Source organism: Acinetobacter sp. ANC 5600, assembly GCF_002018395.1.
Taxonomy (GTDB): domain Bacteria; phylum Pseudomonadota; class Gammaproteobacteria; order Pseudomonadales; family Moraxellaceae; genus Acinetobacter; species Acinetobacter amyesii.
In genome coordinates, this window is the sequence record NZ_MVKW01000007.1 from 87,703 (window position 1) to 113,432 (window position 25,730).

The 25,730-nt window shown below is 38.0% G+C and carries 23 protein-coding genes; 10 read left to right on the plus strand and 13 right to left on the minus strand.

The window, feature by feature from the left end:
- Positions 1 to 285 precede the first annotated feature (285 nt).
- From ribBA to glmS, 7 genes are read left to right on the plus strand one after another with little or no spacing between them, the layout of a single operon-like run.
- A complete protein-coding gene (ribBA, locus tag B1201_RS14005; RefSeq protein WP_078194075.1) occupies positions 286 to 1,407 on the plus strand; it encodes a bifunctional 3,4-dihydroxy-2-butanone-4-phosphate synthase/GTP cyclohydrolase II in 1,122 nt (373 codons plus the stop codon).
- An 11-nt stretch (positions 1,408 to 1,418) separates the two neighbouring features.
- Positions 1,419 to 1,889 carry a 6,7-dimethyl-8-ribityllumazine synthase gene (ribE, locus tag B1201_RS14010; RefSeq protein WP_067765591.1) on the plus strand — a complete coding sequence of 157 codons (471 nt, stop codon included), beginning with the start codon at positions 1,419 to 1,421 and terminating at the stop codon, positions 1,887 to 1,889.
- A gap of 4 nt (positions 1,890 to 1,893) precedes the next feature.
- Positions 1,894 to 2,343 carry a transcription antitermination factor NusB gene (nusB, locus tag B1201_RS14015; protein ID WP_067765594.1) on the plus strand — a complete coding sequence of 150 codons (450 nt, stop codon included), beginning with the start codon at positions 1,894 to 1,896 and terminating at the stop codon, positions 2,341 to 2,343.
- Positions 2,344 to 2,363: 20 nt separating this feature from the next.
- Complete coding sequence (thiL, locus tag B1201_RS14020; RefSeq protein ID WP_078194076.1) at positions 2,364 to 3,281, plus strand: thiamine-phosphate kinase; 918 nt, start codon at positions 2,364 to 2,366, stop codon at positions 3,279 to 3,281.
- A gap of 22 nt (positions 3,282 to 3,303) precedes the next feature.
- Positions 3,304 to 3,780 carry a phosphatidylglycerophosphatase A gene (locus B1201_RS14025; protein ID WP_078194116.1) on the plus strand — a complete coding sequence of 159 codons (477 nt, stop codon included), beginning with the start codon at positions 3,304 to 3,306 and terminating at the stop codon, positions 3,778 to 3,780.
- Between the two features lie 21 nt (positions 3,781 to 3,801).
- Positions 3,802 to 5,166 (plus strand): bifunctional UDP-N-acetylglucosamine diphosphorylase/glucosamine-1-phosphate N-acetyltransferase GlmU, encoded by a 1,365-nt coding sequence (glmU, locus tag B1201_RS14030; RefSeq protein ID WP_078194077.1) that lies wholly within the window; start codon positions 3,802 to 3,804, stop codon positions 5,164 to 5,166.
- 12 nt (positions 5,167 to 5,178) lie between these two features.
- Positions 5,179 to 7,017, plus strand: a complete 1,839-nt coding sequence (glmS, locus tag B1201_RS14035; protein ID WP_078194078.1) for a glutamine--fructose-6-phosphate transaminase (isomerizing) — start codon at positions 5,179 to 5,181, stop codon at positions 7,015 to 7,017.
- A 69-nt stretch (positions 7,018 to 7,086) separates the two neighbouring features.
- Here glmS and B1201_RS14040 read toward each other — a convergent pair whose 3' ends face one another.
- From B1201_RS14040 to tviB, 13 genes are all read right to left on the minus strand, one after another.
- Positions 7,087 to 8,961, minus strand: coding sequence for a polysaccharide biosynthesis protein (locus B1201_RS14040; protein ID WP_078194079.1), 1,875 nt, complete (start codon positions 8,959 to 8,961; stop codon positions 7,087 to 7,089).
- 127 nt (positions 8,962 to 9,088) lie between these two features.
- Positions 9,089 to 10,258 (minus strand): DegT/DnrJ/EryC1/StrS family aminotransferase, encoded by a 1,170-nt coding sequence (locus B1201_RS14045; RefSeq protein WP_078194080.1) that lies wholly within the window; start codon positions 10,256 to 10,258, stop codon positions 9,089 to 9,091.
- 32 nt (positions 10,259 to 10,290) lie between these two features.
- The gene (locus tag B1201_RS14050) at positions 10,291 to 10,944 is read right to left on the minus strand and encodes an acetyltransferase (RefSeq protein WP_078194081.1); all 654 of its coding nucleotides are present in this window, start codon (positions 10,942 to 10,944) and stop codon (positions 10,291 to 10,293) included.
- On the minus strand, positions 10,944 to 11,549 hold the full coding sequence (locus tag B1201_RS14055) for a sugar transferase (protein ID WP_078194082.1): 606 nt from the start codon (positions 11,547 to 11,549) through the stop codon (positions 10,944 to 10,946). Before B1201_RS14055 ends, B1201_RS14050 begins: the two co-directional genes overlap by 1 nt.
- A gap of 9 nt (positions 11,550 to 11,558) precedes the next feature.
- On the minus strand, positions 11,559 to 12,791 hold the full coding sequence (locus B1201_RS14060) for a glycosyltransferase family 4 protein (RefSeq protein WP_078194083.1): 1,233 nt from the start codon (positions 12,789 to 12,791) through the stop codon (positions 11,559 to 11,561).
- Complete coding sequence (locus B1201_RS14065) at positions 12,788 to 13,906, minus strand: glycosyltransferase (protein ID WP_078194084.1); 1,119 nt, start codon at positions 13,904 to 13,906, stop codon at positions 12,788 to 12,790. Before B1201_RS14065 ends, B1201_RS14060 begins: the two co-directional genes overlap by 4 nt.
- On the minus strand, positions 13,903 to 14,898 hold the full coding sequence (locus B1201_RS14070; protein WP_078194085.1) for a hypothetical protein: 996 nt from the start codon (positions 14,896 to 14,898) through the stop codon (positions 13,903 to 13,905). The genes B1201_RS14065 and B1201_RS14070 overlap by 4 nt, the downstream gene beginning before the upstream one ends.
- A gap of 9 nt (positions 14,899 to 14,907) precedes the next feature.
- Complete coding sequence (locus tag B1201_RS14075) at positions 14,908 to 16,182, minus strand: hypothetical protein (protein WP_078194086.1); 1,275 nt, start codon at positions 16,180 to 16,182, stop codon at positions 14,908 to 14,910.
- Positions 16,183 to 17,448 carry an oligosaccharide flippase family protein gene (locus tag B1201_RS14080; RefSeq protein ID WP_078194087.1) on the minus strand — a complete coding sequence of 422 codons (1,266 nt, stop codon included), beginning with the start codon at positions 17,446 to 17,448 and terminating at the stop codon, positions 16,183 to 16,185. It abuts the gene before it with no gap.
- Between the two features lie 3 nt (positions 17,449 to 17,451).
- Positions 17,452 to 18,537: a DegT/DnrJ/EryC1/StrS family aminotransferase gene (locus B1201_RS14085; protein ID WP_078194088.1), complete on the minus strand. Its 1,086-nt coding sequence runs from the start codon at positions 18,535 to 18,537 to the stop codon at positions 17,452 to 17,454.
- A gap of 2 nt (positions 18,538 to 18,539) precedes the next feature.
- A complete protein-coding gene (gene wbpD / locus B1201_RS14090) occupies positions 18,540 to 19,121 on the minus strand; it encodes a UDP-2-acetamido-3-amino-2,3-dideoxy-D-glucuronate N-acetyltransferase (RefSeq protein WP_078194089.1) in 582 nt (193 codons plus the stop codon).
- Positions 19,122 to 19,135: 14 nt separating this feature from the next.
- A complete protein-coding gene (locus B1201_RS14095) occupies positions 19,136 to 20,080 on the minus strand; it encodes a Gfo/Idh/MocA family protein (protein WP_078194090.1) in 945 nt (314 codons plus the stop codon).
- Positions 20,081 to 20,104: 24 nt separating this feature from the next.
- A complete protein-coding gene (tviB, locus tag B1201_RS14100) occupies positions 20,105 to 21,400 on the minus strand; it encodes a Vi polysaccharide biosynthesis UDP-N-acetylglucosamine C-6 dehydrogenase TviB (protein WP_078194117.1) in 1,296 nt (431 codons plus the stop codon).
- Between the two features lie 418 nt (positions 21,401 to 21,818).
- Here tviB and B1201_RS14105 point away from each other — a divergent pair, with 418 nt between their 5' ends.
- Genes B1201_RS14105 through B1201_RS14115 form a run of 3 tightly spaced genes read left to right on the plus strand, consistent with a single transcriptional unit; the run spans position 21,819 to position 25,505 of the window.
- Positions 21,819 to 22,874 (plus strand): polysaccharide biosynthesis/export family protein, encoded by a 1,056-nt coding sequence (locus B1201_RS14105; protein ID WP_078194118.1) that lies wholly within the window; start codon positions 21,819 to 21,821, stop codon positions 22,872 to 22,874.
- Positions 22,874 to 23,302, plus strand: coding sequence for a low molecular weight protein-tyrosine-phosphatase (locus B1201_RS14110; RefSeq protein ID WP_078194091.1), 429 nt, complete (start codon positions 22,874 to 22,876; stop codon positions 23,300 to 23,302). The genes B1201_RS14105 and B1201_RS14110 overlap by 1 nt, the downstream gene beginning before the upstream one ends.
- A gap of 16 nt (positions 23,303 to 23,318) precedes the next feature.
- Positions 23,319 to 25,505, plus strand: coding sequence for a polysaccharide biosynthesis tyrosine autokinase (locus B1201_RS14115; protein WP_078194092.1), 2,187 nt, complete (start codon positions 23,319 to 23,321; stop codon positions 25,503 to 25,505).
- The last annotated feature ends 225 nt before the right edge of the window (positions 25,506 to 25,730 follow it).

Sequence of the window (25,730 nt, forward strand, 5' to 3'; positions counted from 1 at the left end):
GGAGTTAAAGACCGACAGTTTTCCGACAAACTGTTCATCTCTTTCATTTGAATTATTTAAAATCTGTATAAGCTTACCCATTTTTATGCTTTTCAAGTGTTTAAAGATTCAGCATAAATGGCACAATTCAAATAAAGTCCTCTTTTCAAGGTTCTAACGACTGTGTATAACAATGAGCCATTAAAGGAAAATGATAAGCATAGGCAAAGAACGCAAAAAAACGTTAGACTATGCAACAATCAATGCAAGTAAATGTCATTCGAGACAAAAAAAAGGTGAAGATTGATGCCGCTCAATACTGTTGAAGAGCTCGTAGCTGATATTCGTGCAGGAAAAATGGTCATCCTGATGGATGATGAAGATCGTGAAAATGAAGGCGACCTTGTTATCGCTGCGACCCACGTACGCCCTGAAGATATCAACTTCATGATTACGCATGCGCGTGGTCTTGTGTGCTTAACGCTCAGCAAAGAGCGTTGCCAACAGTTAAATTTACCACTCATGGTTGATGCCAATGGTGCGCAGCACGGTACCAACTTTACCTTGTCTATTGAAGCAGCAAATGGCATTTCAACAGGCATCTCACCTGCTGAACGTGCGCACACCATTCAAACAGCGGTAGCTGCACATGCTAAACCAGCTGACATCGTACAGCCAGGCCATATTTTCCCGCTGATGGCACAGCCTGGTGGCGTCCTTCACCGTGCAGGTCATACTGAAGCAGGCTGTGATTTATCGCGTTTAGCCGGCCTAGAACCCGCATCTGTGATTTGTGAAATCATCAATGAAGACGGCACTATGGCGCGTCGCCCAGACCTTGAAGTGTTTGCTGAAAAGCATGGCTTAAAAATGGGAACCATTGCAGATCTGATTCACTACCGAATGACCAACGAACAAACGGTTGAACGTCTAGACCAGCAAACACTAGATACAGAATACGGTACATTTGAATTGTTCCGTTACCGTGAAATTGGTAATCCAGACATTCATTTAGCCCTTGTGAAAGGCGAACCAAAGCAAGGCGTGACCACTGTACGTGTACACGGTTTCAATCCAGTTCGCGACTTACTAAAACTGAATAAACAAGATGGCGCTCCCGCGTGGAATCTCGATAAAGCACTGAAAGAAATCGCATCCAGCGATCGTGGTGTTTTAGTGTGGATTGGTCAGCGTCATTTACAGGACTTAGGCCCTGCTTTAGAAAATTTAACTGCACCGAAAAATGTTAAATCCAATGCAGCACTGTCACAGCAGTACCAAACCATTGGTGTCGGCGCACAAATTTTACGTGATTTAGGCGTGGAAAAAATGAAGCTACTCAGCTCGCCACTACGCTTTAATGCACTATCAGGTTTTAACTTAGAAGTGGTGGAATACATCACCGCAAATCAAACATCAGAGAAATAATCGAGGTTGCTATGGCAGTTCGCCGTATTGAAGGTATGTTACATCTCGCGAACGAAGACCGTTATGCGATTTTAGTTGGTCGTTTTAATAGCTTTGTTGTTGAACATTTGCTAGAAGGTGCCGTTGATACATTGAAACGTCATGGCGTATCAGAGGATAATATCACTGTTGTTCATGCACCGGGTGCTTGGGAACTTCCTGTGGTTGCGAAGAAACTTGCAGCTTCAGATCGTTTCGATGCCATCATCGCGCTTGGCGCAGTGATTCGTGGTAGCACGCCTCACTTCGATTTTGTTGCTGGCGAATGTGCCAAAGGTTTAGGCGTTGTTGGTCTAGACACTGGCTTACCAGTAATTAATGGTGTATTGACTACGGATAGTATTGAACAAGCGATTGAACGCTCAGGTACAAAAGCAGGCAATAAAGGTAGTGAAGCTGCTTTGACTGCTATTGAAATGGTTAACTTGTTAAAGGCTATTTAACGCTATGTCGCAAACACTTCAAGCAACTTATGCAGCAAAACGTAAAGCACGTCGCTTTGCTGTACAAGGAATTTATGAATGGCAAATGAGCCGCAATCCTGTGCATGAGATTGAAGCACGTACGCGTGTGGAAAATGCCATGCACAAGGTAGATCTCGGCTATTACCACGAGTTATTGACCGAGGTTGTTGCCAATCATGAAGCATTGGATGCGCTTTTAATCCCTGTACTCGATCGCGAAGTTGAAGCCTTAGATGGCGTTGAACTTGCAACCCTTCGTTTAGGCGCGTATGAACTCAAAGAACACCTTGAGATTCCTTACCGTGTCGTACTCGATGAAGCGATCGAGTTAGCTAAACATTTTGGCGGTGCAGACAGCCACAAATACATCAATGGTGTATTGGATCGTTTAGCGACTACATTGCGTGCAGCAGAAAAACAACAAGCTAATTAATTTTTTAAGTAGTACGTTGTATGGCTGAGTTCTCGATCATTGATACCTATTTTAATCGTCAGAATACCAATTCTGTCGATTTAGGGGTCGGTGATGACTCAGCCTTGCTCACCCCTCCTCCACAGCAACAATTGGTCATCTGTACCGATACTCTCGTTGCTGGACGTCATTTTCCTCTCGACACCAACCCACATGCCATCGGCTGGAAATCTGTTGCCGTCAATTTATCTGACATTGCTGCAATGGGCGCCAAACCACACAGTATTTTATTGGCATTGAGCCTACCCCAAATTGATCATGACTGGCTCAAAGGCTTTAGTCAGGGTTTATATGATTGTTGCGATCAATTTGGTGTGAGTTTAATTGGTGGTGATACCACACAAAGTCCTCATCTGACGATTTCAGTCACAGCATTAGGCTGGGTCGATATAGGCAAAGCAGTAACCCGCTCAGGCGCTCAAGTTGGTGATTTCATTTGTGTCAGCGGTCAAGTTGGCGATGCTGCGTATGGATTACAGCATTTAGGACACCCACTGCAAAAGCGTTTAGATTATCCAACACCACGTTGCCAACTTGGTCAACAGCTCAAAGGCTTAGCTCATAGCATGATCGATGTCTCTGACGGCTTGGCTCAGGACTTAGGACATATTTTGCATGCCTCTAAAGTGGGTGCAGAAATTGAATTAGATCAACTTCCTATCGATCACGATGTAAAACAATTACAACAAGAAAAGCAGTGGCAGTACGCCCTCGCGGGTGGTGATGACTATGAGTTATGCTTTACAATAAGCCCGCAGAATTATCAAAAACTTCTGCAACTAGAATTAGATGTAAACATTAGTAAAATCGGTCAAATCACCCCAAATTTGGGAATCCGTTATAACAACCACGGTGTGGACCAAGTCATAAAATTTAAGGGATACCAGCATTTTGCATAAGCCAGCCATTAACTTTAAATCCATGTCTTGGTTTAACCGAGTCATCGCCTTTTGTGGCGTGGGATTTGGCTCGGGTCTTGCACCCAAAGCACCGGGCACCTTTGGCTCTGCTTTTGCTTTGTTGTTTATTCCAGGTTGGCTTGCAATCGGCTTTTTCAACTCCATTATAGTCATGATCATCATGTCGATTATTGGGATCTATATTTGCGGTCAAACCGCCAAAGTCATGGGTGTTCATGATGATGGCCGCATCGTATGGGATGAATTTGCCGGTCAGTCCATTACCTTCCTCCCAATTTTATATCTTGGGCAAATGAGCTGGACTTGGGCATTGATTGGTTTTGCTTTATTCCGTTTATTTGATGTCTGGAAACCGTGGCCTATTCGTGTCATTGACCGTCAAGTCGGTGGTGGCTTTGGCATCATGTTCGACGACATTATTGCAGGTCTTTGGGCCGCGCTTTGCATCTGTATTTATTTTTATATTTTGTCTATGTAATAGAAACACCTAGGATTAAACATGTCTACTAGCGTTATTATTCTTGCTGCAGGTAAAGGGACACGTATGCGTTCTCGTTTACCCAAAGTATTACAACCACTCGCAGGACAACCCCTACTTGGCCATGTCATCAACACTGCGAAAAAACTAAATGCAGAAGAAATAATTACCATTTATGGGCATGGCGGTGAATTGGTTCAAAACGCGTTTGCACATGAAAATGTCAAATGGGTTGAACAAGCAGAACAATTGGGTACAGGCCATGCAGTCAAAGTGACTCTGCCTGTTCTCGCAAAAACCGGGATTTCTTTGATTCTCTCAGGTGATGTGCCTTGTATCACTGAAGCAACATTACAAAAACTATTAGATGCATCTACTCAAACAGGTATTGGCTTAGTAACCCTAACGGTTAATGATGCGACAGGTTATGGTCGTATTGTACGTGAAAATGGCAAAATTCAAGCCATTGTTGAACACAAAGATGCCTCTGAAGAACAACGTAAAATCAAAGAATTTAATACCGGTATTTATGCCGTAAGTAATGCTAAATTGCACGAATGGTTGCCAAAATTAAGCAATAATAATGCGCAAGGTGAATATTACCTGACCGATATCGTGGCAATGGCGATTGCCGACGGTCTCGAAGTTGCATCTGTTGAACCAGAGCGTGCATTCGAAGTGGAAGGGGTGAATGACCGCGTACAATTGGCAGCCCTTGAGCGTGAATTTCAAGCATTCCAAGCTAAACAACTGATGCAACAAGGCGTTCACCTGATTGATCCTACACGTTTCGACTTACGTGGCACACTGACTGTTGGTCAAGATGTCCGTATCGATATCAACGTGATTATTGAAGGTGATGTTGAACTCGGTGATAACGTTGAAATTGGTGCAGGTTGTATCATTAAAAACTCCAAGATTGCGGCAGGCACTAAAGTTCAACCATATAGCGTTTTTGACAGTGCCATTGTTGGTGAAGACGCTCAAATCGGTCCATTTGCACGTTTACGCCCTGGCGCAAAATTAGCTGCAGAAGTACATATTGGTAACTTTGTTGAAGTTAAAAATACCACTGTCGGGTTAGGCTCAAAAGCCAACCACTTTACCTATTTAGGTGATGCAGAAGTCGGTGCAGGTTCAAACATTGGCGCAGGCACCATTACCTGCAACTATGATGGCGCAAACAAATTTAAAACCATTATCGGTGACTCAGCCTTCATCGGCTCAAATAGCTCATTAGTCGCTCCTGTCACTATTGGTCATGGTGCAACAGTGGGCGCTGGCTCAACCATTACACGTGACGTGGCAGACAATAGCCTAGCGGTAGAACGTTCGAAGCAATTTGCCAAAGAAAACTATCAACGTCCCCAAAAATTGAAGAAATAAGAGGATTAAATTATGTGCGGTATTGTCGGTGGCGTTGCAGAACGTAGTATTACCAATATTTTAATTGAAGGCTTAAAGCGTCTTGAATATCGTGGCTATGACTCTGCAGGTTTAGCGCTGATTAATAAAGGCCATGTTCTACGTGAACGTCGCGTAGGTAAAGTTGCAAATCTTGAACAAGCCGTTGAAGAGGCAGATATCGCAGGTTCGGTCGGTATTGCACATACGCGCTGGGCAACCCATGGTAAACCGACTGAAAATAATGCCCATCCGCATATTTCAGGCAATGTGGCTGTTGTTCATAACGGTATTATTGAAAACTATCAAGAGCTTAAAGATGATCTTGAAGCGCTTGGTTATGTCTTTACATCACAAACCGATACAGAAGTTGTTGCACATTTAGTCAATGACGCTTTACAAAGCACCCCGAGTCTTTTAGAAGCGGTTAAAAGTGTGGTGCCTCAACTCAAAGGTGCTTATGCACTGGGTATCGTACATACCGACCATCCTGATGAATTAATCACGGTGCGTGAAGGTTCACCTCTCGTGATTGGTGTCGGTATTGGCGAGAACTTTATTAGCTCGGATCAATTGGCACTTTTACCAATTACCAACCGTTTTATCTACCTTGAAGAAGGTGATATTGCACGTTTAACTCGTAATACTATTGAAGTATTCGTCGATGGTAAATTAGTGAATCGTCCAATCAAAGAGCTTGATGCGACTGTCAGCAATGCTTCAAAAGGTGAATATAAACACTATATGCTCAAAGAAATTTATGAGCAGCCTGAAGCGATTAAACAAACGATTTCTCAAGCCTTAAATGGTAATGCGCTTCGTGATGATTTTCTTGCCAATGCAGCTCAAGATTTCAGCCAAATTCAACAAGTGCAAATCATCGCATGTGGTACCAGCTACCATGCCGGCATGATTGCCAAATATTGGTTTGAACAACTGATTGACGTGCCTTGCCAAGTCGAAATTGCCAGTGAATTCCGTTATCGCTCGCCTGTGATTGTGAATAACACACTGTATGTTTGTATTTCTCAATCAGGTGAAACAGCCGATACTTTAGCTGCACTGCGTGATACGCAAAAACGTGCAGCAGCGAAAAGCTTGAATATCACCACCATGACCATTTGCAACGTCGCAACTTCGTCAATGGTACGTGAAACCAACTACAGTTTGTTAACACTCGCAGGCCCTGAAATTGGTGTTGCTTCGACTAAAGCATTTACCACACAGCTTGCGGCATTGATGCTATTGGTATTGAAAATTGGTCAAATTAAGCAAAGCATTTCAAATGACCGTGTCTCTGAAATTATTGCAGCGCTTTGGCATACACCGAAAGTGATTTTAGATACTTTACAAAATAATGCTGAGATTCTACGTCTATCAGAATTATTTGTTGAAAAAAATCACTGCCTATTCTTGGGTCGTGGAACTGAGTTCCCTATCGCCCTTGAAGGTGCTTTAAAACTTAAAGAGATTTCATACATCCATGCAGAAGGCTACGCGGCTGGTGAATTAAAACATGGTCCATTGGCACTGGTTGATAATGATATGCCTGTGGTGATTCTAGCTCCACAAGATGACATGTTGGACAAACTCAAATCGAACATGGAAGAAGTTCAAGCTCGTGGTGGTGAGTTATTTGTCTTTGCAGATGAAAATAGCGGGATCAAAGCGAAAGATCGTCAACATGTTGTGTATGTGCCAAGTGTGAATGAAATCTTGGCACCAATTGTGTATAGCATTCCAGTACAACTGCTCTCATACCATGTTGCAGTGCTGCGTGGAACAGATGTCGATCAGCCACGTAACTTGGCGAAGTCTGTGACGGTGGAATAATTTAAGGGTATTAAAAAGGGCGCTTAAGCGCCCTTTTTATTCAGTTTTATTTTTCAAAGAATAATGATATTAGTTCACTTTTATTTCTTTGCCACGGATATAACCATCAACATAGAACTCCAATTGCTCCAATGCCCAATTAACATCGGCTTCAATTGCAGTTAAGTTATAAATTCGCTCAAAAATAGGCAGTAATTCCTCAAGCGGATAATGCTTTTCAAATGAGCGAAGAATACGACTATGATCCGTCACTTGAGTATCTTCCTGATCAATCAATAACTCTTCATACAATTTCTCACCAGGCCGTAATCCAGAATAATGAATTGCTATATCACCGATATCCGTTCCTTCTTCACGAACTTTTAAACCACTTAAAGCGATCATTTGACGTGCTAAATCCTGAATTCGAACAGGATCTCCCATATCTAACAAAAATACATCACCACCTGTGCCGAGAGCTCCAGCCTGAATAACCAATTGTGATGCTTCGGGTATTGTCATGAAGTAACGAGTGACATCAGGATGTGTAACGGTAATCGGGCCACCTTTGGCAATTTGCTGTTTAAATAAAGGTACGACCGAACCTGAAGAACCTAGAACATTACCAAAACGCACAATACTAATTTGTGTTTGATTTTGCGCCTCAGCCATTGCTTGGCAATATAGCTCTGCCATTCGCTTCGAAGCACCCATCACATTGGTTGGGCGGACTGCTTTATCAGTTGAAATCAATACAAAGGTTTCCACGCCTTTTTTAACAGCTGCATTTACACTAAAAGCTGTACCCACAGAGTTATTTTTTAATCCTGCTAAAGGATTACATTCAACTAAGGGGACATGTTTATAAGCTGCTGCATGATAAACGGTTTGCACGTGGTATTGTTCAATGACTCGCTCAAGTTTAGCTTCATCTAATACTGTTCCTAAAATTGGAATAATTTCAATATTACAATTCAGACGTAGCTCTTTATCAATGCTATATAGTGCAAACTCAGTGAGTTCAAATATTACTAATTTTTGCGGGTGGTTTTTAATAATTTGCCGACACAACTCCGACCCAATTGAGCCTCCTGCTCCTGTTACCATCACGACTTTATTCTGGATGTTTTTCGCCAGTAATTCAGGAACTGGAGGTACAGGGTCACGACCCAATAAATCAATAATATCAATTTCACGAATATCGGAAACATGGATATCACCATCTACAAGCTTAGTTAAGCCTGGAATTTCAGTAATTTTAATATGCGCTGGCTCTAAGAACTTCACAATTTCACTTTTACGTGTACGTCCTACAGAGGGTAACGCAATTAAGATTTCATCTACTTTTTCTTGATCAAGATGCTTAAGTGCTTGTTCGGCATTATAAACCTTTAAACCACCAATAATTTGCCCTGTAAGTGACTCATCATCATCGATAAAAAATAATGGAAAATGCTCATCAGAACGATTTAGCATCGCCGCAATTTGTTGACCTGCGTAACCTGCACCATAAATCACAATTTTTCTTTTGGGCATATTCGTCTGTAAACTCGCTCTCACGATAAAACGAATTGCGCTACGACTAAACCACACCCAAGCAAACATTAAAAAACCAAACATCAACGGAATTGAAGTGGGTATAAATGCATGACTACAATACGCTAAAGCATATAAACCTAAGATTGTTAATCCTGTAGCAATTGCTAAACGCGTAAAAAAAACTTCATTAAATGTACGAACAATAAAATGATAAAGTCCACAAATGAGTGACATAGCTACAGCAAGAGTACTTACCCAAAGTGAGCCAAAGGCAATATTGGGAACAACTTCAGCACCTAAATTAAATTCACGTAACGCATAACAAAACCAAATGAGAACTGGAAACGCTAAAAAATCTAAAATTACTAAAAATAATTGTTTGGCGTATCGAGGAGAATTCACCAAGGGCATAATGACTGATTTCACAGGATTAGTCTTCTCTATGCTATTTATATAATTGAACTAAAAATGTTTTTAGTCGATCTAGCATTTTTAAACAAATGTAAAAATGTAAGCGAGTTCAATTACTGAGACTCGCCACACAGAAAATGAATTAAATTTTTGAAAGTACACTTTGAATTGCGTGAATTGTTGTACTTAAACTACTTTCACTTAAGGTTGGATGCACAATAAACATCAGACTAGTTTCTCCAAGTTTTTGTGCATTTGGTAAACGCTGTTCAGGGCGCCAAGGCGTTCCATCAAAAGCATGTTCTAAATAAACCTCAGAGCACGAACCACTAAAGCATGGGACACCTTGTGCCGTGATTTCATTCATAATGCGATCACGTGACCAACCTTCAGGTAAATGCTCTGGATTCACTTGAACATAACATTTATATGCTGCATGTACATATTCCTCACTTGGCTGTGAGACAGTAATATATGGTGTTTCAGCAAAGGCTGCATAGATTTTCTGCATGTTTTCATTACGGACCTTGGTCCATTCAGCCATTTTTTTCAACTGAATACGCCCAATGACTGCTTGCATTTCCATCATGCGCCAGTTGGTGCCAAACGAATCATGTAACCAGCGGAAACCTGGCGGGTGCTGCTTGTTATAAATGCTGTCAAAGTTTTTACCATGGTCTTTGTATGACCACATTTTTTTCCATAAGGCTTCGTCATTAGTGGTGACCATGCCGCCTTCACCGCCAGTTGTCATGATTTTATCCTGACAGAAAGACCATGCACCAATGTGTCCGATAGAACCCGCAGATTTCCCTTTGTATTTTGCGCCGTGTGCCTGTGCACAGTCTTCAATAACATAAATGCCTTTATCGTGCGCTAGCTGCATGATTGGATCCATATCACACATCCAACCCGCCAAATGTACACAGATAATTGCTTTAGTATTTGGTGTTAAAACAGCTTCGATCGTACGCGCAGATATATTTTGCGAATCTAACTCTACATCTGCAAATATAGGGTTTGCACCAGCAGTCACAATAGAGCTTGCAGAAGCGAGGAATGTTCGCGAAGTGACAATCACATCATCCCCTGCCCCAATACCCAAAGCTTTTAATGCGACATCGAGTGCAACCGTACCGTTTGCCAAAGCTACGGCATATTGAGTTTCTGCAAAAGCGGCAAATTCTTTTTCAAATTCACGGCATTCTTGACCCGTCCAATAGTTTACTTTATTTGACAGTAATACTTTTGATACAGCATCTGCCTCTTCTTGCGTAAAGCTTGGCCACGGTTCAAATGCAGTGTTTAACATATCTCTTTCCTAAATTGATTTTTTAAAAATCTTTATTTCTTCTCTAAAATTCGGGCTGGATTACCTACAACAGTAACACCTGCGGGAACACTTTTAGTCACGACTGCCCCCATACCAACCACAGCACCTTTACCAATCACTAATGGTTTGTCTGGTGTACCTTGTTTGATCACCGCACCAGTACCAATATAGGCATGATCTTCAATATGAATATTGCCATTGCATTTTACACCTGGGGCAAAAGTAACATAGTCGCCAATAATGCAGTCATGCGCAACATAGCTATAAATGTTGGCATGGAAGAATTTACCAATTTTAATATTTGAAGTAATACATGTAAAAGGACACAGTAGACTGCCTTCACCTATTTCTACTTCATCTAAAATAACCGTATTTGCAGCTTGAATTTCTAAATGTTGAACATTGTCCTGATTTAAACGAGACACTAATTTTTCACGTACTTGGCTATTTGCGATTGCAATTGTCACATGTTTATCGTTTTTAGAATCATTGATAAAATCCGTGTAGCTCAGTACTTTATATCCGTTTAAATCTGTATTTGCCTGACCGTCATCAATAAATACAAAATGTTCTTTATTTAATTCAGTAAATTGCACACGTACTAGAGGCATAACCTCTTTACCAAAGCCGCTCGCACCATAAACACCAATCAATTTATTCGACATTATTCTTTATCCTTATGTTTCGATCCTGTAAAGCGAGTCATGGTTGCCTCACCTTCTGCACTAATGTCATCTTTAGCAATAACCTTTTGCACAGTTTTCAACATGATTTTAAAGTCGAGCCAGATGGACTGGTTTTCAACATACCATGTGTCTAATTTGAATTTTTCTTCCCAGCTAATAGCATTACGTCCATTCACTTGGGCATGACCCGTCATGCCTGGACGCACATTATGGCGCTTTGCTTGTTCTTCATTATATAAAGGCAAATATTCCATAAGTAATGGACGTGGGCCAACCACACTCATATCACCTTTTATGACATTCCAAAGCTCTGGCATTTCATCCAAACTGGTTGAACGCAACATTTTGCCAAATGGCGTCAAGCGCTCGCTATCGGGTAGCGGATTACCTTGTGCGTCTACTGCATCTTTCATGGTACGGAATTTAATCATTTCAAATGGCTTACCATTGAGCCCTGGACGAACTTGACGAAACAACACCGGTGAACCTAGATTTTTTTTCACTTTATAAGCAACGTATGCATATAGAGGGGAAAGCAGAATAAGTGCAATAGAGGCAATAATAATATCAAGCAATCTTTTCATTAATTGGAATCACTTTGGAAAAACAATACTTTCAAGTTTGGTTGCAATTTTGGAATAATCTAAATGTTGTAAAACGTATTCCTTCCCACGTAGCCCCATGTCTTGGCGCTGGTGTTCAGGTAAATGGTATAACTGCAAGATTGATTCCGCAATCAATGCAGGATTTTCGGCATCGATAGTTAAACCTGCATCTGCCAGTTCAACAATGTCGCCTTTTCCATAAAAGGCATGAATCACTGGTTTAGCTGAAAAAAGATACTCAGGCAGCTTATTCGGTGCTATACCAAAGCGATAAAGTGAATTTTTTTGCCAGCCTATATAACAGATATCAAATGTACTTAACATCGATTGAATTTGCTTCTTGGGAATGGCATCAACAAACGTAATATTATCTAATCCTAAATCTAATGCCTTTTGAACCAAATGCTGTTTTTCTTTCCCTGAACCGACAAGTACGAAATGAATATCTTTATACGCCAACAATAATTTAGCAGCATCAATTAAATCATCTATCGCATTTGCTACACCTATTGTACCTGTATAGCCAACAATAAATTTATTCTTTGGTAACTGTGATAAAACTTCTACAGACAAATTTTCTTTATGAATGACCTCATTTATTGATATTCCATTTGGAATCCAATTAAATTTTTTAGGGTTTAGCCCCCTACTCGTCATATGTTCTACAGCATTGAAGAGATTAGAGAATACATAGTCTGACTTTTGGTATGCTCGATCTTCAATCCATTGCATGAGTCTAATGAATGGATGTTTGGGAGAATGTCCACCTAGCTCAATTAATGTCAACGGCCAAATATCACGAACTTCAAAAATAAATTTAGATTTAAATTTATTTGCAAGATGCTTAGCTCCTAAGTAACCAATAGGTGAAGGAGATGAATACAAAATTGCATCAGGTCGGTCAGTAATAACTGATGTCAATTTTGTCAGTGCCCAAGAAAATTTAAACCAATTCAACACACGTTGCTTGCTGTGAGCTTCTTGGTATTCTGGTAAATTCACCCAGACGAAGGTAAAATTTTTATCAATTTTTTCTAACAGATATGGTTCTGAAAATTGCTTCGGTTGACGTAGTAAATGACTATATCGCCCCGCAATTAAATAAACGTTATATCCTTTTTTTGCTAATTCCTGCGCAAGATAATAATGTCTTCCGCCCATTGCTGTTTCAGGTGTTGAGCTATATTGGTTGATGAGCCAAATGGTTTTAGATGTATTCATAACTCACCTTTTTTAAACTTGCTTACTGTTGACTCTAAAACATGGATCATTTGAGTAATGCAGGATTTCCAAATATAATTTTCTAAGACCTGCTTTTGAGCGTTTTTACCATATTCAGCAATTAATTGTGGTTGTGTAATCAATTCATACATGGCATCCGCTGCTTGAGTAATATTCTCACTCTCCACAATAATCCCAGTCTCATGATCAATAACTAATTCTGGTAGTCCCCCAACATTAGAAACAATCACAGGACATTGATTTAGCCCTGCTTCAAGTATTGCTACGCCAAAACTCTCACTTCGGCTTAATGCTACGTAAATATCTAATTTTGCTAATTCTTGTGGTACTCGTGAATATTCAACTTGCCCTACAAACTCTATAAACTCACGAATATTTAAGCGCTCTGCGAGTTTAGTGAGATTAACTAACTCGTCACCACCACCAACAATGCGTAAACATAACGCTTGCGCTACTTCTGGTTTACTTTTACATAATTTCGAATGCAGTAAAGCGAAAGCCTCTATAAGAATATCTATTCCATACACAGGCTTTAAAGATTTAACTGTCCCTATAACAATCTTATTTTCAGAGATAAAGCCTGATTGTTTGTAAATTCGGTTGTTATAAAAAACTGATTCATCAACACCAAAGGGGGTAATTTCAATAGGCTTATTCAGTTTAATCAATTTAGAAGTTTCAACTGCCATACATTGGCTAGTTGAAGCTACAGTATCCGCACTTAAAAGATTCTTTTTTACAAGCCATTTATGAATAAATGATTTCTTAGGAAACAAAAAAATATCACTTCCCCAAACAGAAAGTACATATGGATGGAACCCAATTAACCTTGCTGTAGTTCCATAGCCACTGGCATAATGTGCATTGATAATATCCGGTTTGATTTCGTTGATTAATTTTTTTACTTTCGAAACCATCGTAAAATATCCTAAATTACCTTTAAAAGGTAATTCGTAATATTTAACTCTTTGATCTAAATTATGCATTAATGGATGTTGACTGATCAAGAAGACCTGTAACCCAGCTTCCTGCAACCCATTAGCCCATTTAATAGTATGAATACTATTTGCGCCTGCTAACAATAAAACCCTCATCTAAAAACACCAATATCTAATAAATTCTTTCTATTAATATTAATTAAATTTTCACGAATAATTTCTTTTTCTAAAAAATCATTAACATTATTCACATCGAAAGCACCATCAAAGTATTCTACAAACTGATTAACGCCCGAAAAATAATTAAATACTGGTTTACCAAAAGCAATATACTCATAAACCTTTGTACCTAACTCATATTGTTCATCTCTAACAACTGTCAAGAATATATCTGCTTTATTCAACTCAGTATAAAGTTCATTCTTATTCATTCTATTAAAAAAATTAAACTTAAAGTTATCATCAACTAAATCTTCAATCCATTTATTTGAAGAATAATCTGATCCAATCAAATTTATTTCAATTTTATTCGATGAATATCTTTCTCTAATCAAATTTATAATGTTTTTTGCACGTTTTACGCCATATTCGGAAAATTTACCAGCACAATAAAACTTTAAAACCGTAGATTTTTTTTCAACACTATTTTCACTGATAGATTTAATCAAATCATATCTAGACTGAGAAATACCATTTGGAATAAGTAAAATTGGGGTTTTATTACTACAAATACTAGATAAATATTTATGTAAACCAGGAGTGCAAGTTATAGTTAAAACACTATTTTTTATACAAAATAATTCAATATATTTTGCGATTAAAGACTTTACAATATTAGGTTTAACTAAACCACCGTAACCATCTTTTATTGCAATAGACCAACCATCACGATAGTCTATGATTTTCTTTAAGAAAGGAATTGCAAATATAATTGAATATTTAAAAGGTGGCTGCGATACAAATATACAATCTATACCTTTTGAATAAATCATACACACCAGCAAGAACAATTGAAATAAGCTAGCAGGGTATGGTTTTTTATACACCTCAAAATTTTGCTTAATATAAAAGTCGCAAAAAGCATTTGTTCTTTCATAAGCAGGAGAGCCTATATTACTATTAGGCATTAAAAATAAAATTTTCTTCATACAATTTAACTACTTCTTATCATAATTCAAAGCGGATAAAATATAAAATACGAGCATAGGACTAATTGTCAATATCATACCTACAGGCCAGACGAAAGAGTAAAATGAAGATGCTAAATAAGCGTTACCAAAATACAAACCATACATTCCAATAAATAGGATTCGTGCATTTCCTGCCACTGTTAAATAATAAAACAGAAAGTAGAAGAAAGCAGCAAATGCCGGCCCAATTAATATCCCCCACCATCCGAATAATCCATACGCATCACCAGCTGCAAATGAGGACATAGCACCAGAAATATCAGCAAATTCAGGTACAGCATAGTCGATCAAGTCTCCATATACGCTAGAAAACTGATTTCCTGAAATATTAGCTAAATATGTAGAAACACCTGTAAAATACTTATGTTCAAAAAAAGTTGGATACATATAAAATGAATACCCAACACCTGCAGCTTGCCCAAAAAATCTAAATTTAGCTGTCGTAATAATATTTTCGAATGTGGTGTCGGAGTGAAGGGTTGTTAAATAATACATTAATAAAATAAATGCTATAAAAATAATAGCGAAAAATATTATTTTCAAATTGCTTAATTTTAAATTTTTTTTAGATATGATATATACACCTAAGTATCCTAACATTAAACTTGCTAAAGTTGATTTAGCTCCACTCCACAGAGCGCATATTACAGCACATATAATACTTAAAACTAACCAATTTTTTTTTATTTTATTATTTAAAAAAAGATATAGACATGTATATGATGTTAAAGGAACCCAAGAATTTCTAAGTAATTGAAATAAACTATTCCCCCCAACTTCACTCCTTGCTATCGAAATATCGAGCGCCGTAGCTCCGTCAAATAACTTCATCAATACTGGTGGGTTTGAAAAATACATAATAACGATTAATATTATTATTAAACTTAACCATATCTTCATTAAATCAACAAATAAATTTTCATTAGCTTTAGGCATTTTAAAAGCCAAATTTCTAAATACTTGTTTAAAAAAGAACCCATAAAAGATAAACATTACCATAAAAGCAAAACTTGAATATAGAGCTATTCTTAAACTATCTAACGGTATTTGCCCCATAACATAATGTTGGTTTGTTAATGGGCTTGTTATCCAGAAAGCCAAAGCAAGCGCTGTAAGTACTCCAAAATCTCTATACACAACTACACTTACTAAATTAATATTTCCAAAAGCGACTGGAATTCGTAAAAAGAATTTTAATGCTAATAATAAAAAAATTATCATTAATATAGATACAATATACATTTAATAATTCCTTAACCTTTGTAATATTACAAATAAATATAGCAAGTAAAAAATAAAACCCGAAATAAAATAGTAAAAAATAGAGTAATCAACCATAAAAAACAATACAATAAATAAGAAAATCACTCTCAAAACAAATCCAATGACTTGTAATTTTAAAGCAATTTTTTGCTCATTTATCACATGAAGTGACATTGAAACTGGTGATGATAATATTTGCATAAAATACCATGGCAACATTGCCAAAATATAATATCCAACATTGTTCCAATTATCGCCAAATATATAACCAAAAATAAAAGGAGAAATTACAGCCAATACAACAAATGGAATAATTGTTATTTTAAATATTTTAAATATTATAGATTTTGTGTAAGAATAAAGTGTCTTTCTTTCTAAATATTGATTTGCATTTGCTAAATATACTTGTGAGAATGCAGAGCCAATTAACCCCATTGGCACACCTAAAACCTTCATAGCAAGCATTAAATACCCAACTGTTGGCCCAATTATATAGCTCGCCAAAAGAATCAAAGGTAGTTGAATTGCACTCACATTCGCCAATGCTTCAAAAGTAGAATACTTGGGAAAATTGCTATACTTTACGAATGTCGCTTTTAATGGACTGCTTTTAACAACAGCTAAATCCTTTTTGGCACTCACAGCTAACTTAAATAGCCCACCAGAGAAATTTAAAAGCTGCCCTACAATCAATCCACCAAATCCAACAGAAAACATGCCACCAGCTAAACTTGCAGCATTTCCAGATATAGCTTGTGTCATGCGAGTTTTAGCAATATCTTTAAATCTTTTATGTCGTGTTGCCCAAAACTGTAGAGCAGAGTAAAACCCTGATACAAATACACCAAGTGGAATTAACCAAATCCAGTAAGATAGCTGATCAATTATTTTATAATGTTGGATGTATGGATAACTTATAAAAAGTACTACATAAAGAATGATGCTAAAAATTGTATTACTCAAAGAAGACAAGAGCAATAAAGCCTTTCCATCATTTTCATTTTCTGGAATAGGGATGGCAATATCAAATCTTAAGCATGAAATTACAGCTAAAATAGCCACTATTGCAACATACACACCTAAAACCGAATAGTCTTCTGGAGTATATAAACGCGTTAATATGGGTAAACACAAAAAACCAATTAACTGAGCAAAAGCAGTACCTCCAACCAAGACGGATACTGCTTTTAAAAAGCCCCCTTGTGCATTTAACTTTGCATTAACTTTATCAAGAAGGCTTTTCACAACTTATTTACTCAAAAGTGCCGCAACAATCTTTTCTTGCGCTTCTGCAGTCAAGTAAGGATGCATTGGCAAACTCATTACGCGCTCAGCAATTGCATCACCTACAGGTAAGCTTACATTCGCATTGGCTACCGCTGGCTGCTTATTCAATGGAATTGGATAATGTACCGCTGTAGGAATACCCTGCTCTTTCAGCTTCGCTTGCACAGCATCACGGTTTTCAACTTGAATGGTATATTGCGCCCATGCACTCTGATTATGTGTTTCAATACATGGTGTAGTATTAACACCCGCTTCATTAAACAGTTTGGTATAGGTTTCTGCTACACGCTGACGCGCTTGCATTTCTTCATCCAAAATTTCAAGTTTTGGCAAAAGAATGGCAGCTTGTAATGTATCCAAACGACTATTCATACCTACACGAATGTGATGATAACGACGGTCTTGACCATGTCGTGCAATTTGGCGAATCACTTTTGCCAGTTCATCATCATTGGTAAAAATCGCACCACCGTCCCCATAGCAACCTAAAGGCTTACTTGGGAAGAAACTTGTACAAGCTACAGTTGTTAAGTTACAACTTTTACGACCTTTATAGGTTGCACCAAAGCTTTGCGCTGCATCTTCAATAACAGGAATATTATACTTCGCTGCAATTGCATTGATTGCATCAAAATCAGCGCATTGACCGTACAAGCTTACTGGAATAATTGCTTTCGTACGCGGAGTTATCGCTGCCTCTAATTGTTCAACATCCAAATTATATGTATTTGGATTGACATCGACATAGACAGGCGTCGCACCCAATATTGCAACTGTTTCAGCTGTTGCGATATAGGTAAATCCGGGCGTAATCACTTCATCACCCGGACCGATACCAAACGCCATTTGTGCAATTTGCAAGGCATCTGTACCATTTGCACACGTAATACAGTATTTTGCACCTACATAAGCAGCAAGTTTTTCTTCTAACTCTTTTACCTCAGGACCTAAAATGTATTGACCATGGGTTAATACATTTTGAATACCCGCTTCAATCTTATCTTTTAAACGAGCTTGCTGAGCTTTTAAATCAATAAATTCAATCATGTTTATGCCTGTTCTTTGATTACAGTGCTACCAGACAATCGGTATATCGCACCTGTATGTGAACACACAGATTCTGCATTACCGGTTAAAGGTAAATCTAACTGTTCACCGAACTCACTCATCCAACCAATTTGTTTTGCTGGAACACCTACCATCAATGCATACGCCGGTACGTCTTTATTAATGACTGCACCAGCACCGACAAACGAATATTCACCAATTGTTACACCACAAACAATGGTACAGTTCGCACCCAGTGTTGCACCTTTTTTAACCAAGGTATTACGATATTGGTCTTTGCGTTCAATTAAAGAGCGTGGGTTATACACATTGGTGAAAACCATGCTTGGTCCACAAAATACACCTTCTTCCAAGGTCACGTTATCGTATACCGACACGTTATTTTGAACTTTACAATGGTCGCCAATAACGACTTTATTGCCAACGAATACGTTTTGTCCTAAAGATACGCCTTGACCGATTTTGGCACCGCCACATACGTGAACAAAATGCCAAACTCGCGAATCGCTTCCAATTTGCGCACCTTCATCAACAATCGCTGTTTCATGTTGATAAAAACTCATAATCATTCCCTGATTTATTTTACTTTAGCTAATAATGGATGTGGGTTCGCAGGGTTTTCCACAATAGGAGCAACACGAATGACTTCCACTGTTTCAATTGCTGCTCGGTTTTCTTCCACACCGTAGCCTTTGCCTTCCAAAATACGTTGATAACTCTGCGTATGTAAATCTGTAAAACCGCCTGAAAATTCTAATTCTTCATTTTCAATCGTAATACTACGGTAGGTTAGCTTTTCACCTTTTACAGCATTTGATGGCAGGTTATTTGCATCGATAGACAAGAACCAACGAACACGAGCACGTTCATATTCTAAATAGCCAGATGCAGTTTTTTCATCACGAAAATGTACTTCATTTTTAACGATATCACCAAAAATGAAATGCAGCATGTCATAGAAATGCACACCAATATTGGTTGCTACGCCGCCAGATTTTTTATCTACACCTTTCCACGATTTTAGATACCATTTACCACGTGAAGTTAGATAAGTTAAATCGACATCAAATACTTTATCAGCAGGCGCAGCTTGTACTTTATCGCGTAAAGCAATAATTGAAGGATGTAAGCGTAATTGAAGAATTGAGTTTACTTTTGCACCATACTGTTTTTCATACTCAGCTAACATATTTAAGTCTTCTGAATTTAAAACCAATGGCTTCTCACAAATCACCTCAATACCATTTTTTAGGGCATATTTCATATGAGGTGCATGTAAATAGTTTGGTGAGCAAATCGCAACGTAATCTAATTTTTGGCCTTTCAGCTTCTGATCTTCAACATAGGCTTCAAACTGTTCAAACTCAGTAAAAAATTCAGCCTCAGGGAAATGACTATCCATAATCCCAACAGAATCGTTTACATCCATAGCAACGGCTAAATCGTTACCTGTTTCTTTAATCGCTTTTAAGTGACGTGGAGCGATATAACCAGCAGCACCGATAAGGGCAAATTTTTTCATTTATAAAACTTCTTAATTTTCAGATTAGAGACGGAATACAGTAAAACCTTGAGCAGTTAATTGATCGCGATCGAACAAACTTTTCACATCTGCAATGACAGGTTTTTCGGATTTCACCAAATTACGTAATTCTAAAGCGGACATATCACGGAATTCATTATGACCCACTGCAACGACTAAACTATCAACTTGGTGTTCAGCGTCAACCTGACCTAATTCAACGCCATATTCATGCTGTACTTCTGCTGCATCTGCCCAAGGATCACAAACCACAACGTTTACGCCCCACTGTTTAAATTCAGCAATGACATCCGCAATTTTACTGTTACGAATATCAGGGCAATTTTCTTTAAACGTCACACCCAAGATACCGACAGTTGCAGTGGTAACATCAATTCCATTTTTAACCATATGCTTAATGGTAGATTGAGCAACATATTGCGCCATGTTGTCATTAATACGGCGGCCCGCCAAAATTACTTGTGGGTTATATCCCACTTCTTCTGCTTTATGTGTCAAATAATACGGGTCAACACCAATACAGTGACCACCCACCAAACCTGGACGGAAAGGTAAGAAGTTCCATTTACTACCAGCAGCCTCTAATACATCTATAGTATCTATATTTAGACGATCAAAAATCACTGACAACTCATTTACTAGCGCAATGTTTAAATCACGCTGCGTATTTTCAATCACTTTAGCTGCCTCTGCGACTTTAATACTTGCAGCTTTATGAGTGCCTGCTGTGATAATACTGCTATATACAGCGTCAACTAAATTTGCGATCTCAGGTGTGCTACCACTGGTAATTTTTTTGATCTTGGTGAGTGTATTTATTTTATCACCTGGATTAATACGTTCTGGACTATAGCCTGCGTAAAAATCTTGGTTAAATTTTAATCCTGATATTTTTTCAATAACCGGAATACAAACTTCTTCTGTTGCGCCTGGATAAACCGTCGACTCGTAAACAACAACATCGCCCTTAGATATTACTTTGCCTATCGTTTCACTTGCTTTACGCAACGGAGTTAGATCTGGTCGGTTTACACCATCAATCGGGGTTGGCACAGTCACAATAAAGAAGTTACATTTTTTTAAATCGTCCAAATCAGCTGAAAATTGTAAATATTCTGCTTTTTTTAATTCTTCAGGCGAAACTTCTAAAGTGTGATCTTGACCACTTCTTAATTCATCGATTCTTTTTTGATGGATATCAAAACCAACAACTGGGCTTTTTTTACCAAATTCAACAGCTAAAGGTAAACCTACATAGCCCAACCCAATTACTGCTATTTTTAGTTCCGAGAGTTGCAACATTCCAGAGCCTTATAATTTATGATTTAATCATGTGAAAAACGCCTCATAATATAGCAGAAATAGCCCTTATATTTTTCGGGAATTATTATTTTTCGTAATCAAAAAATATAACTGCAAAATTCAACGTTTATTTTTTATCCAATATATTAATATTTGATTTTTAACACCAATTACTTAAATGAATTTATTATGTATTCATTAACAAATATGTGTTTTATTTCACACAATAATCATTACACTGTAGCAACACATTTTGACAGCAAATCCTAGGATGTTTACTTTACATAGTATAAAATGCTGCGTTATATATTTTAAAAATCAGGCGATTGCCTTTTTTACAATTCAATTATTTTTATAAGTAGGATTTCGAGTGAGTTACTATCGTTATAGCTTCTTGTTAGCACTCAGTTTAGGTATGACGGGTTGTGCAATCACATCAGGTCTTCAAACATATGATTTACCAAAAGAAGGTGTTTTCCAAACAGATCTAGGTTCAACTGTAAATGTCATCAAATTATCACAAGACAATTTAGCAGCCGTTCAACCCGCACAGATTAATCAACAAAATTTTGCTCACCTTTTCAATCAACAACAACAACAATATCGATTAAATTCTGGTGATATTTTATCCATTTATTTATGGGCATATCCGGAAATAACGCCACCTACAAATACCATTAGTAATGAAGAGGCGATAAAATCAAACGGTTACCAAATCGACCAAAATGGTTATATTCAATTCCCTATTATTGGCCAATATAAAGCTGCCGGAAAATCCCTAACAAAAGTCAATCAGGAGTTACGTAGCCAACTTGCTCGTTACTTAAAAACCCCAGATGTGATTGTTCGCGTTCTTTCCTACCAAGGCCAGCGTTATTCTGTCCAAGGTAATGTAATGAAAGGTGGTCAATTTAATCTCACCGACCAACCTACCAGCGTATATACTGCACTTGGTCTTGCTGGCGGTGTGAATACTCAATTTGGCGATAATACGTCTATTACCTTAGTACGCCAAGGACAAACTTACAACTTAAATACCATTCAGTTAGAAAAGGCTGGCTATTCACTACATAATCTACTCATACAGCCTAACGATACAATTTATGTCAATTCACGCGAAAATCAGAAAATTTATGTAATGGGTGAATCTGGTAAAAATCAATCCCTACCAATGCGTGATCAAGGAATGAGTTTAAGTGATGTCTTGGGCGAAAGTCTTGGGGTAAACTCGCTTTCTGCAAGTCGAGGTAAAATCTACGTAGTACGTAGTGATATGAATAGTCCGATGACCGAAATTTATCATTTGGATTTAACCAGTATTGGTGACTTTGGACTCGCAAACCAGTTCAGAATGCGTAGCAACGATATTGTATATGTTGATGCATCTGGCTTGGCACGTTGGCAGCGCGTGATCAATCAGGTGATTCCTTTCTCAAATATGATCTATAACATCGACAGAATGGGTCAATAATGTTATTTAAAAATATTCTGGTGGTGTGTGTAGGTAATATTTGCCGAAGTCCTATGGCAGAATATCTTCTGAAAAAGAATCATCCCGATCTGAATATTTATTCAGCGGGAATCTCAGGCATGGTTGGACATCCAGCAGATGAAAAAGCTCAACACTGTATGCAAAAAATTGGCATCGATATGAGTGGACACATTGCGCAAAAATTAAATGCTGAACTGATCAAGAAATCAGATTTAATTTTAGTCATGAGTTCAAATCAACAAAAGCATATTGAACAAACATGGCCATTTGCAAAAGGAAAGACTTTTCGTTTAGGCCATTGGCAAGGTAAAAATGTGCCTGACCCATATCAGCACGATCAAGCTTTTTTTGACCAGACCTCAGAACTGATCCAATCTTGCATTGCAGATTGGACTAAACAAATTTAACTTTTGATGTACGATTATGAGCCAAAATACCAATACAGAAGATACAATTGATTTAAAGGAATTATTTTTCTCTCTGATTGCACAGTGGAAGTTAATTGCTCTATGTGTAATTTTAAGTCTTGTTTGTGCTTTACTTTATTTAAGAGCAACACCGGATACTTATTCAGTCAATGCTTTAGTACAAGTGGAAGAGAGTAAAGGGACTTCCGCTGCACTCTTAGGTGATCTATCAGGCATGATTGATCAAAAGCAGCCTGCCCAAGCAGAAATTGAGATTCTTAAATCACGTTTAGTTCTTGGTAATGTCATTCAGAGTTTACATCTTGACCTAAAAATTTCCGGTACAGAGAATTCTTTCACTGATCGCTTATTTTCGCCGCATGAATATGCCACCGAATATAAAAATAAATCTGTCATTTTCAAAGATAATGAGAAAAGTTTTGAAATACGCCAATTTGATATTCCTGCACAATATCGTGACAAGAACCTTGGTCTCCAATTTCAAGATAATAAATTTTCTTTAATTGACCTCCAGACTGAACAAACAATTTTAACAGCACCATTGAACCAAAAAAGCTCTTTGCGTACAGCAGAAGGTCTTTGGGAAATCTCAATTTATAGCAAAGATCAATTCAAAGATGACTATTTAATTCAAAAACAGTCTTTACCTGCTGCAGTTGACAGTATTTTGGCAAATTATTCTGTTGCTGAAAAAGGTAAAATGACGGGCGTGCTTGGCCTTAACTATCAAGGCCAAGATAAAGAACATATTACAAAAGTTTTAAATGCCATTTTAGCAGCCTACAGCCATCAAAATATTGAAAGACGTTCGGCTGAAAGTGCACAAACATTAAAATTCCTAGACGAACAACTCCCTGAATTAAAACAGCAGCTTGATGTCGCAGAACGTGAATTTAACAAATTCCGTCAAGAGTTTAATACCGTCGATGTAACCAAAGAATCTGAACTATATTTAACTCAAAGCGTCACTCTTGAAACTCAAAAAGCTGAATTAGAGCAAAAAGTTGCTGAAGCTTCTGCGAAGTACACTAGTGAACATCCAGTGATGCAGCAAATGAATGCCCAATTAGGTGCAATCAATAGCAAAATTGGTGAACTAAATACCACCTTAAAAAAATTACCAGACTTACAACGTCGTTATTTACAGCTCTATCGTGAAGTTGAAGTGAAACAACAACTTTATACAGCGTTGTTGAATTCTTACCAACAGCTTCGTATTGCCAAAGCTGGTGAAATTGGTAATGTCCGTATTGTGGATACTGCTGTAGAACCAATTCAACCGATTGCACCAAAAAAACTACAAATCTTGATACTTTCAATTTTTCTCGGTGGTTTCCTCGGTACATTACTTGCACTACTACGTAACATGCTACGCTCAGGAATCAAAGATTCTTCAGAAATTGAGAACACCCTTGATCTTCCGGTTTATGCCACTGTGCCACGTTCCCCTGTTCAAGAAAGCCGTATTAAACTCTTGAAGAAGAAGAAAACAATTCCAGTTCTTGCAGTTAAAAATAGCGATGATATTGCAATTGAAAGCCTGCGCAGTATGCGTACTGCCATTCACTTTGCACTGACATCTGCAAAAAATAATCTGATCATGATTTCAGGTCCCGCACCAGAAGTCGGTAAATCATTTATTTCAACCAATTTAGCTACGATTCTTGCGCAAAGTGATAAACGCGTTTTAATTATTGATGCTGATTTACGTCGTGGTTATTTAAACAAATACTTCAATCATGATAACCAACCAGGCCTTTCTGAGTATTTAAATGGTCAGCGTGATCTAGACAGCATCATTAAAACCACTGAAATTCCAAATTTAAGTGTGATTACTCGCGGTAAGAGCCCTTCTAATCCATCTGAGCTTTTAAGTTCTGGTAAATTTAAAGAATTCTTAGATCTAATTTCACCGATGTTCGATCATGTGATCATTGATACACCTCCTGTACTTGCAGTGACAGACGGTATCATTATTTCGCAATTTGCTGGCGTGAATTTGGTGATTGCTCGTTATGCGAAAACTCAGTTGAAAGAGTTAGAGTTAACCGTTAACCGCTTTGAACAAGTGGGTGTGAAGGTCAATGGTATTATTCTAAACGACATTCAACGTAGCTCAGCAGGCTATGGTTATGGCTATAACTATTCCTATGGTTATAAAGCTTCAAAAGACCAAGACTGATTCAGCGCGTTGTAAAAAAAGCCACCGAATACGGTGGCTTTTTTACGTGCGAAATTTATGTTGCATGCCTCTTTCTGTATAAAAAATGTTTTATATATTCATACCGTTATAGTATAAAAATAAGAACATGACTATGATGATCTTTCCTGCACCTTACCTGATCGTAGAGATAGGTAAGCGCTGAACAGGAAAAGTCTGCTAGAATTTCAGCAACTTTTTACATAT

Bases quoted from the DNA above. Each gene is read 5' to 3' on its own strand.
- ribBA (WP_078194075.1), top strand. From the start codon at position 286: ATGCCGCTCAATACTGTTGAAGAGCTCGTAGCTGATATTCGTGCAGGA.
- ribE (WP_067765591.1), top strand. From the start codon at position 1,419: ATGGCAGTTCGCCGTATTGAAGGTATGTTACATCTCGCGAACGAAGAC.
- nusB (WP_067765594.1), top strand. From the start codon at position 1,894: ATGTCGCAAACACTTCAAGCAACTTATGCAGCAAAACGTAAAGCACGT.
- thiL (WP_078194076.1), top strand. From the start codon at position 2,364: ATGGCTGAGTTCTCGATCATTGATACCTATTTTAATCGTCAGAATACC.
- B1201_RS14025 (WP_078194116.1), top strand. From the start codon at position 3,304: ATGTCTTGGTTTAACCGAGTCATCGCCTTTTGTGGCGTGGGATTTGGC.
- glmU (WP_078194077.1), top strand. From the start codon at position 3,802: ATGTCTACTAGCGTTATTATTCTTGCTGCAGGTAAAGGGACACGTATG.
- glmS (WP_078194078.1), top strand. From the start codon at position 5,179: ATGTGCGGTATTGTCGGTGGCGTTGCAGAACGTAGTATTACCAATATT.
- B1201_RS14045 (WP_078194080.1), bottom strand. From the start codon at position 10,258: ATGTTAAACACTGCATTTGAACCGTGGCCAAGCTTTACGCAAGAAGAG.
- B1201_RS14050 (WP_078194081.1), bottom strand. From the start codon at position 10,944: ATGTCGAATAAATTGATTGGTGTTTATGGTGCGAGCGGCTTTGGTAAA.
- B1201_RS14055 (WP_078194082.1), bottom strand. From the start codon at position 11,549: ATGAAAAGATTGCTTGATATTATTATTGCCTCTATTGCACTTATTCTG.
- B1201_RS14060 (WP_078194083.1), bottom strand. From the start codon at position 12,791: ATGAATACATCTAAAACCATTTGGCTCATCAACCAATATAGCTCAACA.
- B1201_RS14065 (WP_078194084.1), bottom strand. From the start codon at position 13,906: ATGAGGGTTTTATTGTTAGCAGGCGCAAATAGTATTCATACTATTAAA.
- B1201_RS14070 (WP_078194085.1), bottom strand. From the start codon at position 14,898: ATGAAGAAAATTTTATTTTTAATGCCTAATAGTAATATAGGCTCTCCT.
- B1201_RS14075 (WP_078194086.1), bottom strand. From the start codon at position 16,182: ATGTATATTGTATCTATATTAATGATAATTTTTTTATTATTAGCATTA.
- B1201_RS14085 (WP_078194088.1), bottom strand. From the start codon at position 18,537: ATGATTGAATTTATTGATTTAAAAGCTCAGCAAGCTCGTTTAAAAGAT.
- wbpD (WP_078194089.1), bottom strand. From the start codon at position 19,121: ATGAGTTTTTATCAACATGAAACAGCGATTGTTGATGAAGGTGCGCAA.
- B1201_RS14095 (WP_078194090.1), bottom strand. From the start codon at position 20,080: ATGAAAAAATTTGCCCTTATCGGTGCTGCTGGTTATATCGCTCCACGT.
- B1201_RS14105 (WP_078194118.1), top strand. From the start codon at position 21,819: ATGACGGGTTGTGCAATCACATCAGGTCTTCAAACATATGATTTACCA.
- B1201_RS14110 (WP_078194091.1), top strand. From the start codon at position 22,874: ATGTTATTTAAAAATATTCTGGTGGTGTGTGTAGGTAATATTTGCCGA.
- B1201_RS14115 (WP_078194092.1), top strand. From the start codon at position 23,319: ATGAGCCAAAATACCAATACAGAAGATACAATTGATTTAAAGGAATTA.